Source organism: Pseudomonas sp. SIMBA_067 (genome assembly GCF_046534675.1).
GTDB lineage: Bacteria > Pseudomonadota > Gammaproteobacteria > Pseudomonadales > Pseudomonadaceae > Aquipseudomonas > Aquipseudomonas putida.
On record NZ_JAWRYH010000005.1, the window covers coordinates 92441 to 106028 of the forward strand.

Consider the following 13588-nt stretch of genomic DNA (forward strand, 5'->3'; position numbering starts at 1 on the left):
ATGACGGTCCCGCAGTTGGCCGTTTTTTGCTGAACTTACGCCGATACGGCAGACTAAATAGCTGGATACTCACCTGAAAATCACACCCAGGGCACTCACCCCATGACCCGTTCCCCCCTGCGCCGCCTGATCTTCGGCGCCCTGCGTCGCCTGTTGTACCTGTGGGTGCGCTCCGAGACCATCAACCAGTCTTCCATGTCCCTCAACCTCGACCGCAGCCGGCCGGTGTTCTATGCGCTGCCCTCGCCCGCGCTCACCGACCTGGCCGTGCTCGACCACGAGTGCACCAAGGCGGGGCTGCCGCGCCCGGTGCTGCCGGTGGCTGTCGGCCCGCTGCAGGAGCCGGCCGGGTTCTTCTACCTGACCCCCGACCCGGACTGGCTTGGCCGCCAGGACAAAAGCGGCGCCCCGCCCACGCTTGAGCGCCTGGTGGCTGCCGTCAGCCAGCATGCCGAAGAAGATGCGCAGATCATCCCGGTCAGCGTGTTCTGGGGCCAGACCCCGGCCAGTGAGTCCAGCCCATGGAAGCTGCTGTTCGCCGACAGCTGGGCGGTGACCGGGCGTTTGCGCCGGCTGCTGACCGTGCTGATCCTGGGGCGCAAGACCCGGGTGCAGTTCTCCGCGCCCATCCACCTGCGCGAACTGGTGCAGCACAACAAGGGCCACGAGCGCACCGTGCGCATGGCCCAGCGCCTGATGCGCGTGCATTTTCGCAACCTCAAGACCGCCGTCATCGGCCCGGACATCTCGCACCGGCGCAACCTGGTCAAAGGCCTGATCCATGCCCCGCAGGTGCGCCAGGCCATCGCCGACGAGGCCCAACGCGAGAACCTGCCGCTGGCCAAGGCCGAAGCACAGGCACTGCGTTATGGTAACGAGATCGCCTCGGACTACACCTACACGGTCATCCGCTTTCTCGAAGTGGTGCTCAGCTGGTTCTGGAACAAGATCTACGACGGCATCAAGGTCAACCATATCGAACAGGTTCAGGGCATAGCACCCGGCCACGAAGTGATCTACGTGCCGTGCCACCGCAGCCACATCGATTACCTGCTGCTGTCGTACCTGCTGTTCCGCAACGGCCTTACCCCACCGCACGTGGCCGCAGGCATCAACCTCAACATGCCGGTGGTGGGTAACCTGCTGCGCCGTGGCGGCGCCTTCTTCATGCGCCGCACGTTCAAGGGCAACCCGCTGTACACCGCCGTGTTCAATGAGTACCTGCATACCCTGTACACCAAAGGTTTTCCGGTCGAGTACTTCGTCGAAGGTGGCCGCTCGCGTACCGGGCGCATGCTGCAGCCGCGTACCGGGATGCTGGCCATTACCCTGCGCAGCTTCCTGCGCTCGTCACGCACGCCGGTCGTGTTCGTGCCGGTGTACATCGGCTACGAGCGCGTGCTCGAAGGCCGCACCTACCTGGGCGAGTTGCGCGGTGCCAGCAAAAAGAAGGAGTCGGTGTTCGACATCTTCAAGGTGTTTGGCGCGCTCAGGCAGCGCTTTGGCCAGGTCTACGTCAACTTCGGCGAACCCATCCGTCTCGCCGGTTTCCTCGATGAGCAGCAGCCCGGCTGGCGTGAACAGGATCATGGCCCGCAGTACCGCCCGGCCTGGCTCAACGCCGCCACTACCCGCCTGGGCGAAACCGTGGCCCGTCACCTCAACGAGGCGGCCGCCATCAACCCGGTCAACCTGGTGGCCCTGGCGCTGTTGTCCACCAGCCGCCTGGCCCTGGACGAACGCGCCCTGACCCGCGTGCTCGACCTTTACCTGGCCTTGTTGCGCCAGGTGCCCTACTCGCCGCACACCACCCTGCCCGACGGCGACGGCCAGGCACTGATCCAACACGTGCGCAGCATGAACCTGGTGGCCGAGCAGAAGGACGCACTGGGCCGCATCCTCTACCTGGATGAAGGCAATGCGGTACTGATGACCTATTACCGCAACAACGTGCTGCACATTTTCGCCCTGCCGGCGCTGCTGGCCAGCTTCTTCCTCAGCAGCTCGCGCATGAGCCGCGAACTGCTGGGCCAGTATGTGCACGCGTTGTACCCATACCTGCAGGCCGAACTGTTCCTGCGCTGGACGCCAGAGCAACTGGACGAGGTGATCGACCAATGGCTGGCCGCGCTGGTCGGGCAAGGCCTGCTGCGCCAGGAGAACGACGTGTACGTACGCCCGGCGCCCAGCTCGCGGCAGTTCGTGCTGCTGACCCTGCTCGCCCGCACCATCACCCAGACCCTGCAGCGCTTCTACATGGCCACCTCGCTGCTGCTCAATAGCGGACAAAACACACTCAGCGCCGAAGCGCTGGAAGACCTCTGCGTGATGATGGCCCAGCGCCTGTCGATCCTGCATGGCCTGAATGCCCCGGAGTTCTTCGACAAGACGCTGTTCCGCCACTTCATCCAGACCCTGCTCCAGCAAGGCGTGGTGCATGCAGACGGGCAAGGCAAGCTGGGTTATCACGACAAGCTCGCCGAGCTGGCCGAGGGCGTGGCCAAGCGTGTGCTGTCGGCCGAGCTGCGCCTGTCGATCCGCCAGGTGGCCCTGCACCGTGACGATGGCCTGGAAACTTCGACCATCTGACGGTTCATCTACCGGGAAAATCCGCTAAAGTCCCTGGGGTTGGCCACAAGCCAGCTCCAAGGACCTATGGAGATTCCATGAAAAAGCTCTTTATGCTGTGTTGCGCATCCCTGCTCGCAGCCTGTTCCAGCCAAAGCCCATCCACCCAGGCCAGCCTGGACGGCGAAGTCTTCTACCTGCAGCGTATCGCCCTGCCGCCTGCGGCTACCTTGAGCGTGGAGCTGCAGGATGTTTCGCTGATGGACGCCCCTGCCGTGACCCTCGCCCGCCAGGCCGGCCCGGTCAAAGGCAACGTGCCGCTGCCGTTCCACCTCAGCTACGACCCAGCCCAGGTCAAACCCGGCCACCGCTATGCGGTGAGTGCGCGCATCGAGCTGGATGGCAAGCTGCTGTTCATCAATACCGAACACCATGGTGTCATGCTCGACGGCAGTGACCCGAAAACTGTACGCATCAAGGTCGACCAGGTTCGCTGACACCCGTATTCATCTGTTTACAAGGAAAGCTTCATGATCCGCACTTCCCTGCGTTTTTCCACCCTGTGCGCCGGCCTGCTGCTGTCGGCCAGCGCACTGGCCCTGTCGCTGGGCGACCTGAGCCAGAAAGACGCCACTGGCGGCCTGAAAGATACCCTGACCCAGGGTGCGCAGCTGGCCGTCAAGCAGTTGAGCACCCCGGGTGGTTTCAGCAATAACCCCGACGTGCGCATCGAATTGCCGGGCAACCTGGGCAAAGCGGCCAAGGCCATGAAGATGTTCGGCAAAGGTGCACAGGTCGATGCCCTTGAAGCCAGCATGAACAAGGCCGCCGAAGCCGCCGTGCCGCAGGCCCAGGCGATTCTGGTCGATGCCGTGAAGAACATGAGCGTGACCGATGCCAAAGGTATCCTCAGCGGCGGTGACGACTCGGCCACGCAGTACCTGAACAAGAGCAGCCGCGAGCAGATCCGCGCCAAGTTCCTGCCAATCGTCAAGCAGGCCACCGACAAGGTCGGCCTGGCCCAGCAGTACAACAACTTTGCCGGGCAGGCGGTGGCACTGGGCGTGGTTGACGCCAAGAGCGCCAGCATCGAGAACTACGTGACCGAGAAGGCGCTGGACGGCCTGTTCGAGATGATTGGCAAGCAGGAGCAGAGCATTCGCCAAAACCCGGCGCAGGCCGCTACCAGCCTGGCCAAGAAGGTCTTCGGCGCCCTCTGATCCGCAACGCGGCCGCAGTACCCTCGCAGGAGCAGCCTTGTGCTGCGAAGAGGCCGGGACAGCAAGATGAATTTTCATTTGCTGCACCGGCCTCTTCGCAGCGCAAGGCTGCTCCTACAGGGCGGTGAGGTCAGTCAGGTTTTCTTCACCCTGAACCACGCCGCATACAATGCCGGCAGGAACAACAGGGTCAACGCCGTGGCCACGATCAAGCCACCCATGATCGCCACCGCCATCGGCCCGTAGAACACGCTACGCGACAACGGGATCATCGCCAGCACCGCCGCCAGTGCAGTCAGCACGATTGGCCGGAAGCGCCGCACCGTGGCTTCGATGATCGCCTGCCAACGCTCCATCCCTGCCGCAATGTCCTGCTCGATCTGGTCCACCAGGATCACCGAGTTGCGCATGATCATGCCCGCCAGGGCAATGGTGCCCAGCATGGCGACAAAACCGAACGGCTGGCGGAACACCAGCAGGAACAGGGTCACGCCAATCAGCCCCAGCGGTGCGGTGAGGAACACCATCACCGTGCGCGAGAAGCTGCGCAGCTGGATCATCAGCAGGCTCAGCACCACTACCACGAACAGCGGCATGCCGGCGTTCACCGACTTCTGCCCACGCTCGGAATCTTCGACCGTACCGCCCACTTCCAGCAGGTAGCCGTCCGGCAGCTTGGCGCGTATTTCCTGCAGGGTCGGCTCGATCTGTTTCACCAGCGTGGCCGGTTGCTCCTTGTCGTAGATATCGGCGCGCACGGTCACCGTCGGCAAGCGGTTGCGGTGCCAGATGATGCCTTCCTCGAAGCCGTACTCCAGGGTCGCTACCTGCGACAGCGCCACGCTCTGGCCGTTGTCGGTCGGCAGTGCCAAGCTGCCGAGGTTACCCAGTTCGCCACGCTCCTGCTGGGTGCCGCGCAGCAGGATCTCGATCAGCTCGTTGTCCTCGCGATACTGGCTGACCGTGGTACCGGTCAACGAGCTTTGCAGGAAGCTGGCCAGGTGCGCGGTGCTCACGCCCAGGGCGCGGGCGCGGTCCTGGTCGATTTCGAGGAACACAGCCTTGCTGGGTTCTTCCCAGTCCAGGTGCACGTTCACCACATGCGGGTTCTCGCGCACCTTGTCGGCCACTTCGCGGGCCAGCGCACGGGCCTTCTCGATGTGCTCGCCGGTGACCCGGAACTGCACCGGGTAACCCACGGGCGGGCCGTTTTCCAGGCGCGTGACGCGGGCACGCAGGTCGGGGAATTGCTGGTCCACGGTGCTGATCAGCCAGCTGCGCAGGCGCTCGCGGTCCTCCATCGACTTGGCCAGCACCACGAACTGGGCAAAGCTGGCTGCAGGCAGCTGCTGGTCCAGCGGCAGGTAGAAGCGCGGCGAGCCGGTGCCCACGTAGGCCACGTAGTTATCGATGCCGTCCTGCTGCTTGAGCAGTGCCTCCAATTGCTTGACCCGCTCGGCGGTATTGGCCAGCGAGGCGCCTTCGGCCAGCTTCAGGTCAACCATCAACTCCGGACGCCCGGAGGCCGGGAAGAACTGCTGGGGCACGAAGCGGAACAGCAGGATACTGCCGACAAAGGCCGCGATGGTCAGCAGGATCACCGTCTTGCGCCGTCGCACGCACCACTCCACCACCCGCCGCACACGCTGGTAGAAGGGCGTGGCGTAAGGGTCTGGCGCGTGGCCGTCCTTGCCATGGCGCGCAGCGTGCAGCTTGGCCAGGTCTGGCAGCAGGCGCTCGCCCAGGTAGGGCACGAACACCACCGCCGCCACCCACGAGGTCAACAGGGCGATGGTCACCACCTGGAAAATCGAGCGGGTGTATTCGCCAGTGCTGGAAGCAGCAGTGGCGATGGGCAAGAAGCCTGCCGCAGTGATCAGGGTACCGGTCAGCATCGGGAAGGCAGTGCTGCTCCAGGCATAGCTGGCTGCCTTGAGCCGGTCGTAACCCTGCTCCATCTTGATCGCCATCATTTCCACGGCAATGATCGCGTCGTCCACCAGCAGGCCCAGGGCCAGTACCAGCGCGCCGAGGGAAATCTTGTGCAGGCCGATGCCGAAATAGTGCATGGCGGCGAAAGTCATGGCCAGTACCAGGGGGATGGCCAGCGCCACCACCAGGCCGGTGCGCAGGCCCAGCGAGAAGAAGCTCACCAACAGCACGATGACCAGCGCCTCCACTAGCACCTGGACAAATTCGCCCACACCGGCCTTGACCGCCGCAGGTTGGTCCGAGACCTTGCGCAGCTCCATGCCGGCCGGCAGGTTGCGCGCCACGCGCTCGAACTCGCCTTCCAGGGCCTTGCCCAGTACCAGGATGTCGCCGCCGTCCTTCATCGACACGGCCAGGCCAATGGCATCCTCGCCCATGAAGCGCATACGTGGCGCGGGTGGGTCATTGAAGCCACGGTGCACTTCGGCCACATCGCCGATGCGGAACGTGCGGTCACCTACGCGGATGGGGAACTGGCGAATCTGCTCCACGCTGTCGAAGCGCCCGCTCACCCGCAGTTGCAACCGCTCGCTGGGCGTCTCGAAGAAGCCGGCGGTGCTCACCGCGTTCTGCTCCTGCAGGGCCTGCTGCACGGCCTCCAGGGGTACGCCGAGGGTGGCCAGCTTGAGGTTGGACAGCTCGATCCAGATTTTCTCGTCCTGCAGGCCCACCAGCTCGACCTTGCCCACATCCTTGACCCGCTGCAGCTGAATCTGGATGCGGTCTGCGTAGTCCTTGAGCACCGCGTAGTCGAAGCCCTTACCGGTCAGCGCATAGATATTGCCGAAGGTGGTGCCGAACTCATCGTTGAAGAACGGGCCCTGGATCTCCGGTGGCAGGGTGTGGCGAATGTCCGCGACCTTCTTGCGGATCTGGTACCACAGCTCGGGGATGTCCTTGGAATGCAGCGAGTCGCGGGCCATGAAGGTGACTTGCGATTCGCCGGGGCGCGAGAACGAGATAATCTTCTCGTACTCGCCGGTTTCCATCAGCTTCTTCTCGATACGTTCGGTGACCTGGCGCGACACTTCCTCGGCGCTGGCGCCCGGCCACAGGGTACGAATGACCATGGCCTTGAAGGTGAATGGCGGGTCCTCGCTCTGGCCGAGCTTGGTGTAGGACATGGCGCCAATGGCCGCCAGCAGGATCATCAGGAACAGGACGATCTGGCGATTGCGCAGCGCCCAGGCAGAAAGGTTGAAACCCATCGGGACTTACTCCTTGGCCGTCAGCTTCACTACACGGTTGCTGCGGTCCACAGGGCGTATTTCCTGGCCCTCACGCAGTACATGGCCACCGGCGGCGACCACCCAGTCACCGGCGGCGAGGCCTTCGAGCACTGGCACACTGTCGCTGCCATAAGCCCCCAGACGCACCTCGGCCCGCTCCAGGCGGCTATCCTTGTTGACACGCCACACATAGGCCTGGCCGTTTTCCGCTGTAACCGCTGACAGCGGCACTGCCAGCGGGATCAGCCCCTCATGGGCGATGAACACCCGGGCACTCTGGCCCAGCTCCGCCGGCGTGGCGGCCGAAGTAAAGGCGATGCGCGCAGCAAAGGTGCGCGAGCGGGGGTCGGCGGCCGGTGACAGCTCGCGGATACGGCCCTGAAAGCGCGCTTGCGGGTGTGACCACAGCTCCACACTGACCGGTTGCCCCACGGCAAAGCGGGCGAACTGCTGCTCCGGCAGGCCGATCACCACTTCGCGCTCGCCATCGGCGGCCAGGGTGAACACGGTTTGCCCGGCGGCAACCACCTGGCCCACTTCGACCTGACGCTTGGCAACCACCCCGGCCTGCGGCGCGCGCAGCACGGCATATTCGGCCTGGTTGCCAGCCACGTCGAACTCGGCCTTGGCCTGCTTCAGCCGGGCGAGGCCGGCGCGGTACAGGTTCTCGGCATTATCGAACTGGGAATGGCTGACCATCTGCCGGTCCAGCAGCTTCTGGTAGCGGTCACGCTCGGCGCGCACCAGCGCCAGGTTGGCCTCGGCAGCCGCCATCTGGGCGCGGTTGGCTTCCAGTTGCAGGCGCACGTCCTGCGGGTCCAGCTCAGCCAGCGGCTGGTCGGCCTTGACTCGCTGCCCCTCCTCAACCAGACGCTTGGTGACCTTGCCGCCAATGCGGAAGGCCAGGTCCGGCTCGAAGCGCGCACGTACTTCGCCGGGGTAACTGTCGGCAGCGGCTTCGGCCGGCTGCGGCTGCACCACCAGCGCCGGGCGCGGCGCGGCAGGCGGGGTGGCTTCCTGACCGCATGCCGTCAGTAACAACGCGGCAACGGCGGGCAAGGCGATGGACAAGGCATGGCGCAACATGATGAATCCTTTCGCGGAGGGCACTTCGAATATTTGTACTGGCGAGTATATTAAGTCAGGCAAGCGATGCCGGGAAGCCAGCGTTACAAAGAAATCCAAGCGTTTTTTGCAAGGCCGCCCGCTGTTGCCCAGCCCACAGCCGACCAACAAATTGCCCTGCCCCGCCACAGCCTAAAACCGGCAAACACGGCGCAAACCCCGCCCCACGGCCCCTCCAGCGCCCGGCACGACCTGTGCAATCACCCGTACATACCCTTCTTCATGTACCTGGAGTATTCCGATGACTGCCCTCGAACAACACCTGCCCGCCTCCGCCAACGGCGCCGACTACGCCACGCTCGCCGCACGCTTTCGGCCGATCTTCAGCCGCATTGCCGAAACCAGCGTGGCGCGCGAGCGCAACCGCACCCTGCCCCATGAGGCTATCCAGTGGCTCAAGGAAGCTGGCTTTGGCGCCGTGCGGGTACCGGTAGAACATGGCGGTGGCGGCGCATCCTTGCCGCAGTTGTTTCAGCTGCTGATCGAACTGGCCGCAGCCGACTCCAATGTGCCCCAAGCGCTGCGCGGCCACTTCGCCTTCGTCGAAGACCGGCTCAACGCCCACGCCAGCGCGCCACAGGATGTATGGTTCCGGCGTTTTGTCGCCGGCGACCTGGTGGGCTGTGCCTGGACCGAGATCGGCGCGGTGAAGATTGGCGATGTCATCACGCGCGTGTCACGCCAGGGCGAGCAGTGGGTGGTCAATGGCACCAAGTACTACAGCACCGGCAGCCTGTTCTCCGACTGGATCGACCTGTTCGCCCGCCGCGATGACACCGGCGCCGACGTGATAGCGGCCATCCGCACCCGCCAGCCCGGCGTGCGCCAGAGCGACGACTGGGATGGCTTCGGCCAGCGCACCACCGGCAGCGGTACCTCGGTGTTCGAAAATGCCGTGGTCGAGGAAGAGAACATCATCGACTTCGCCACCCGTTTCAAATACCAGACCGCCTTCTACCAGCTGGTCCTGCTGGCAGTGATCACCGGCTCCGGGCGTGCTGCAGTGCGCGATTTCAGCCACGAGACCAGCCAGCGCACCCGCGTGTTCAGCCATGGTAACGGCGCTGCCGTCAGCCAGGACCCACAGGTGCTGCAGGTGATCGGCAAGGCCTCGGGCCAGGTGTATGCAGCCGAAGCTGCGACCCTGCGTGCCGCCGAGGCCAGTCAGCAGGCGTACCTGGCACGTTTTGCCAATGACCCGGCCGCTGAACAGCAGGCCAATGTGTTTGCCGAACTGGCGTCCGCCCAGGCCCAGGTGGCGGCCATCGACCTGGTGCTACGCGCCACCAGCGACCTGTTCAACGCCTTGGGTGCCTCCACCACCAGCACCAGCCGCCAGCTCGACCGCCACTGGCGCAATGCCCGCACGGCGGCCTCGCACAACCCGGTGATCTACAAGGAGCGGATTATTGGTGACTGGCACGTGAACGGTACTCAACCGCCGTACGTTTGGCAGATTGGCGGGGGTGCGAAGCAGTCGTAAAAGCGGGGCTGCTTTGCAGCCCCGACTATTTCAGGCTGTTTGGTGTTGGCGGCTGAGGTCGCGATAACCGGCTGCCGGGTGGCTGGCCGGCAGCCGCGGGCCGTCGCCGAACAGCTTCTCGCGCAGGGTGCCGGCGCGGTATTCGGTCTTGTAGGCGCCGCGTTGCTGCAGCTCGGGGACCAGCAGCTCGACCACGTCGCGGAAGGTTTCGTGGGCCAGGGCATAGGTCAGGTTGAAGCCGTCGACATCGGTTTCTTCAACCCAGGCCTGCAGTTCGTCCGCCACCGTTTGCGCACTGCCGACGATCAGCGGGCCAAAGCCGCCGATGCCGACCCAGTCGGCGAGTTCTTTATCAACACGATTCATGCCAAAAATAATCGTTATAAATCAGTAATTTATATACAAAAAAACAGCACTGATGCCTGAGCGACTACATCACTGTCGAACAACTGTCCGCTGGCAGACAGCAGGCAAATGTGAGCTGGTTTTAGCCGGATCGCGCCTGACCCGTTAAGATGGTGATTCTTAAACCAGATGCAGACCACAATGCCCAACGACGCACCCATCGGCCCAGGCCGGCCAAAGGACCTGGTCAAGCGCGAGGCGATTCTCGAAGCGGCCAAGGCCCTGTTCCTCAGCCTTGGTTACGCCAACACCAGCATGGATGCGGTCGCTGCGGCGGCAGGTGTTTCAAAACTCACCGTGTACAGCCACTTCACCGACAAGCAGACCCTGTTCTGCTCGGCGGTCATGGCCACCTGCCAGATCCAATTGCCTGACCTGCTGTTCGAGTATCCCGAGGGGGTGCCGGTGGAAGAAGTGCTGCTGACCATTGCCCGCAACTTCCAGGCGCTTATCAGCAGTGACGAAGCGGTCAAGCTCAGCCGCCTGATCATGGCCCAGGGCAGCCTGGACCCAAGCTTTGGCGAATACTTCTACGAAGCCGGGCCCAAGCGCGTGCTGGCGGGTATGGAAGCGCTGCTGCGCGGCGCGGATGAGCGCGGGCTGCTGCGCATCGACAACCCGCTGCGGGCAGCAGAGCACTTCTTCTGCCTGGTCAAGGGGGCACCGGATTACCGGTTGCTGCTGGGGTGCGCAGCGCCCTTGGAAAGGGAAGAGGCCGAGGCGCATGTGCGTGAGGTGGTCGGGGTGTTCTTGCGGGCATTCAGGCGCTGAGCAGGATTTGCTCACATACCTGTTCAAACGCCTATTCGCGAATTTTCTGCCTTCTGCGCTGATGCACGGAAAAGGCAGAAAGTACAGGGCTTATGACACGCATGCCCGTTATCCGAGACGCCTTCTGATTTCTTCTTGTAACGCGGCCTGAATCATTATGTCTTGCGACGATCCTGCTCCTGACAAGCGAGAACTAACCGCATCCAGATCCGTCAAAAGAGCGGCTAGCTCACGAACTTTATTTTCGTTTTCGAGCGAGACCTTATGCGCATCCAATGATTGGACATAACGTTTTGCAGCGTCGGTATCCTGAACGGCACCATGCGACTGGACGTATACTTGCTTCGTTTTTGAAGATGCGTTCGCAGGTGCGCTAAACTGCGCCATCAAGCGGTGCTGCTCAGCGATTTGAGATGAATTGAATATTGACTCAAATGGAACAGTATCACCAACTTTCGCCACAGCCCTTGGTATGGCGCCACCAGACCCATCACGTTTATTTATATATTTTCTCGATGCTGGAACGGTAGGCTCAACGACTTCCGGGCTTGGCCTTTCATTTGGTTTTCTTGGGTTCAGTTTTCTTCTGATTAACCCCCTGACTCCAGCATGCCCCGTCGGGTCACTACGGTTCGAGGGATCTCCCGCACAATACACATACGCGTTTAAGCCCCCATCGCCAAATGGGCTCCAACTGTCCGGACTGTAAAACCGCATCATGACCGGACTGAACTGCCTGTAGCCATTCCCTAGGTGATAATGCCCGGTGACTGCATCCCGCCGCTCACCATTGAAGGCAAGCAACGACAGTAAGCCGCCTTGGGTGTGATGCCCATAGGGAGAATAAGCATAGGACTCAGAAGATTTTTCCTCATACATGGAGAATACCGAGCGCTGCTGGTCGCATGCCGCCATGCCTACTGGGTAAGCCTGGGGTCTTGTGATTATTCTGGGCCAGTAGCAGGTCATTTGCTTGAAGGAAACGCCAGCGGGCATCGCCATTAATTTCAGTAGAGATCTTGCCGTTACAGTAAAAAAGCTGACAGCCATTTTTCTGGGCATCGGGAATAGCGGACATGAAGATAACCCACGATCAGGATTGAATGTTTGATATATTCACTCCCCCGCCCCAAAAATTGCTACTGGCAAAAATAACAGGTCAGTCGAGCGCGGTCATTGCAGGCGCGACTCTACCCTTTAAGAAGGCGACGCGGTGGATGGCACCGGCTTTGCCGGTGTTCGCGGCTAAAGCCGCTCCTACAATAACCGTGCTAGTCGGACCAGTTGGGGCGGGTCAGGCCTTCAGCGCTTTCTTCGGATAAATGTCATACCGACTCGACTTCCCTTCCAGGCTATGGCTGGGCTTCGGCCCGTCGATGATCGGCGCCTTGCGCGGGCGCTTCACCACCACCCGGTGGCTGGCCAGCGCCAGGGCCGCTTCGAGTAGGGCCGGGGCATCCAGGTCGTCCCCCACCAAGGGCCGGAACACGCGCATTTCCTTTTTCACCAGGGCGCTCTTGTCGCGGTGCGGGAACATCGGGTCGAGGTAGATGACCTGCGGCGCCTCCCCTTCCCAGGCGCGCATACGCTCGATGGCGTTGCCGGTCAGCAGGCGCATGCGCCCGACAATCGGGCCCACCTCGTCATCCGAGCGCGCCCGCGCCAAGCCATCTTCCAGCAGCGCGGCAATCAGCGGCTGGCGCTCGATCAGGGTCATCTGGCAGCCCAGGCTGGCCAGCACGAACGCATCTTTGCCAAGACCTGCCGTGGCATCCAGCACCTGCGGCCGCACGCCTTGGGCAATGCCCACGGCCTTGGCGATCATCTGCCCGTTGCCACCGCCAAACTGGCGCCGGTGGGCGGCCTGGCCTTCGACAAAGTCCACCCGCACCGGCCCTGGTGCCTGCGGCCCCAGCTGCTGGATCTGCAAACCCTCGGCGCCGACCTGCACGGCGAAGCCGGCGCTCTCGTCCTGTAGCGGCAGGCTTAGGCGTTCAGCCCACACCTTGGCCTGCTCCGCATACTCAGCCGACATCGCCTCGACCCTGATACCCGTGCCTTGCTCTTCCATCGTCCACACCTAAAAAATCAAACCAAGCCTTAATGAATCAGCAGCCACGGCCGATACAGGCAATATCCCGCTATTCTGCCAGAGCACAACGCGCGCGACTGCCATGTCAGATACTCTTCCTATCGGCTTGACCTATTTGTCGCCTGTCGGCAACTACAGTCAGCACAACACCCAGGCACTCGGGGGCGTCAGCCACCTGTGGCAGGATTTCTTTGCCCGGGCCATGGCCGAACAGCAGGAAGAGCCCGTAGACAGCGTCAGCCAGTCGTTCGTGCAGTACGACCACGACAGCGGAGAACCCATCGGCGGCGCCCGTGCGCTGGCCCTGATCGACGCCCAGCGCGCCTGCCCGGTGCTGGACAACGAGGTAACACCGCCCGAGCCGTTGTTCTTGCCCAAGGCAGAGCTTGAAGCCAGCCTGCTGCCGCCTGCGCCTGAGCCGTTCAGTGCCATGGAACTGATTGAACAGCAGCGCCAGCTCGACACCAGCAATAGCTGGATGCGCCCGGTGGTGATGAGCCAAGGCCATCCGATTGCCGAGCCCGGCCCGGGCCCAGCCCCGCGGTCGTTGTTCCTGCCCATTGCCGAGTTCGAGACCAACTTGCTGGACCCGGCCCCCGAGCCGTTCGACGACGCTACCTTGGCCAGGCAGCAGAACGATCTGGAATTCGACATCCATTGGGCACGCCCGGTGGTGCTGAACAACGTACGCGTTCACGCCTGA

Annotated in this window: 10 protein-coding genes and 1 pseudogene; 6 read left to right on the forward strand and 5 right to left on the reverse strand. The window is 63.0% G+C overall.

Annotated features, from left to right (window positions below; genetic code table 11):
- Positions 1-102: 102 nt before the first annotated feature.
- From plsB to SB765_RS13060, 3 genes are all read left to right on the forward strand, one after another.
- On the forward strand, positions 103-2589 hold the full coding sequence (gene plsB / locus SB765_RS13050; RefSeq protein WP_410931442.1) for a glycerol-3-phosphate 1-O-acyltransferase PlsB: 2487 nt from the start codon (positions 103-105) through the stop codon (positions 2587-2589).
- A 77-nt stretch (positions 2590-2666) separates the two neighbouring features.
- Positions 2667-3065: a YbaY family lipoprotein gene (locus tag SB765_RS13055; protein WP_016501181.1), complete on the forward strand. Its 399-nt coding sequence runs from the start codon at positions 2667-2669 to the stop codon at positions 3063-3065.
- Positions 3066-3098: 33 nt separating this feature from the next.
- Positions 3099-3788 (forward strand): DUF4197 domain-containing protein, encoded by a 690-nt coding sequence (locus tag SB765_RS13060; RefSeq protein ID WP_016501182.1) that lies wholly within the window; start codon positions 3099-3101, stop codon positions 3786-3788.
- Between the two features lie 134 nt (positions 3789-3922).
- On the opposite strand, the gene SB765_RS13065 is transcribed toward SB765_RS13060, so the two are convergent.
- Both SB765_RS13065 and SB765_RS13070 read right to left on the reverse strand, forming a co-directional pair.
- Positions 3923-6988, reverse strand: coding sequence for an efflux RND transporter permease subunit (locus SB765_RS13065; protein ID WP_410931443.1), 3066 nt, complete (start codon positions 6986-6988; stop codon positions 3923-3925).
- Between the two features lie 6 nt (positions 6989-6994).
- Positions 6995-8095 carry an efflux RND transporter periplasmic adaptor subunit gene (locus SB765_RS13070; protein ID WP_341797749.1) on the reverse strand — a complete coding sequence of 367 codons (1101 nt, stop codon included), beginning with the start codon at positions 8093-8095 and terminating at the stop codon, positions 6995-6997.
- 280 nt (positions 8096-8375) lie between these two features.
- On the opposite strand from SB765_RS13070, the gene SB765_RS13075 reads away from it, so the two are divergent.
- Positions 8376-9617 (forward strand): acyl-CoA dehydrogenase family protein, encoded by a 1242-nt coding sequence (locus SB765_RS13075; protein ID WP_341797748.1) that lies wholly within the window; start codon positions 8376-8378, stop codon positions 9615-9617.
- A gap of 30 nt (positions 9618-9647) precedes the next feature.
- Here the strand turns inward: SB765_RS13075 and SB765_RS13080 are convergent.
- Positions 9648-9968 (reverse strand): annotated as a pseudogene (locus SB765_RS13080) (5,10-methylene tetrahydromethanopterin reductase); the annotation flags it as partial.
- 183 nt (positions 9969-10151) lie between these two features.
- Between SB765_RS13080 and SB765_RS13085 the strand changes: the two are divergent.
- Positions 10152-10793, forward strand: a complete 642-nt coding sequence (locus tag SB765_RS13085; protein ID WP_410931444.1) for a TetR/AcrR family transcriptional regulator — start codon at positions 10152-10154, stop codon at positions 10791-10793.
- A gap of 108 nt (positions 10794-10901) precedes the next feature.
- Here SB765_RS13085 and SB765_RS13090 read toward each other — a convergent pair whose 3' ends face one another.
- Positions 10902-11843 (reverse strand): RHS repeat-associated core domain-containing protein, encoded by a 942-nt coding sequence (locus SB765_RS13090; protein WP_410931445.1) that lies wholly within the window; start codon positions 11841-11843, stop codon positions 10902-10904.
- A 244-nt stretch (positions 11844-12087) separates the two neighbouring features.
- Positions 12088-12864: a class I SAM-dependent methyltransferase gene (locus SB765_RS13095; RefSeq protein ID WP_049275042.1), complete on the reverse strand. Its 777-nt coding sequence runs from the start codon at positions 12862-12864 to the stop codon at positions 12088-12090.
- A 103-nt stretch (positions 12865-12967) separates the two neighbouring features.
- Between SB765_RS13095 and SB765_RS13100 the strand changes: the two genes are divergently transcribed.
- Complete coding sequence (locus SB765_RS13100; protein ID WP_341797745.1) at positions 12968-13588, forward strand: energy transducer TonB; 621 nt, start codon at positions 12968-12970, stop codon at positions 13586-13588.

What these genes read in the sequence shown, in the direction of transcription:
- SB765_RS13060 (WP_016501182.1), top strand. Translation starts at nt 3,099, where the DNA reads ATGATCCGCACTTCCCTGCGTTTTTCCACCCTGTGCGCCGGCCTGCTG.
- SB765_RS13065 (WP_410931443.1), bottom strand. Translation starts at nt 6,988, where the DNA reads ATGGGTTTCAACCTTTCTGCCTGGGCGCTGCGCAATCGCCAGATCGTC.
- plsB (WP_410931442.1), top strand. Translation starts at nt 103, where the DNA reads ATGACCCGTTCCCCCCTGCGCCGCCTGATCTTCGGCGCCCTGCGTCGC.
- SB765_RS13055 (WP_016501181.1), top strand. Translation starts at nt 2,667, where the DNA reads ATGAAAAAGCTCTTTATGCTGTGTTGCGCATCCCTGCTCGCAGCCTGT.
- SB765_RS13070 (WP_341797749.1), bottom strand. Translation starts at nt 8,095, where the DNA reads ATGTTGCGCCATGCCTTGTCCATCGCCTTGCCCGCCGTTGCCGCGTTG.
- SB765_RS13090 (WP_410931445.1), bottom strand. Translation starts at nt 11,843, where the DNA reads ATGGCTGTCAGCTTTTTTACTGTAACGGCAAGATCTCTACTGAAATTA.
- SB765_RS13075 (WP_341797748.1), top strand. Translation starts at nt 8,376, where the DNA reads ATGACTGCCCTCGAACAACACCTGCCCGCCTCCGCCAACGGCGCCGAC.
- SB765_RS13095 (WP_049275042.1), bottom strand. Translation starts at nt 12,864, where the DNA reads ATGGAAGAGCAAGGCACGGGTATCAGGGTCGAGGCGATGTCGGCTGAG.
- SB765_RS13100 (WP_341797745.1), top strand. Translation starts at nt 12,968, where the DNA reads ATGTCAGATACTCTTCCTATCGGCTTGACCTATTTGTCGCCTGTCGGC.
- SB765_RS13085 (WP_410931444.1), top strand. Translation starts at nt 10,152, where the DNA reads ATGCAGACCACAATGCCCAACGACGCACCCATCGGCCCAGGCCGGCCA.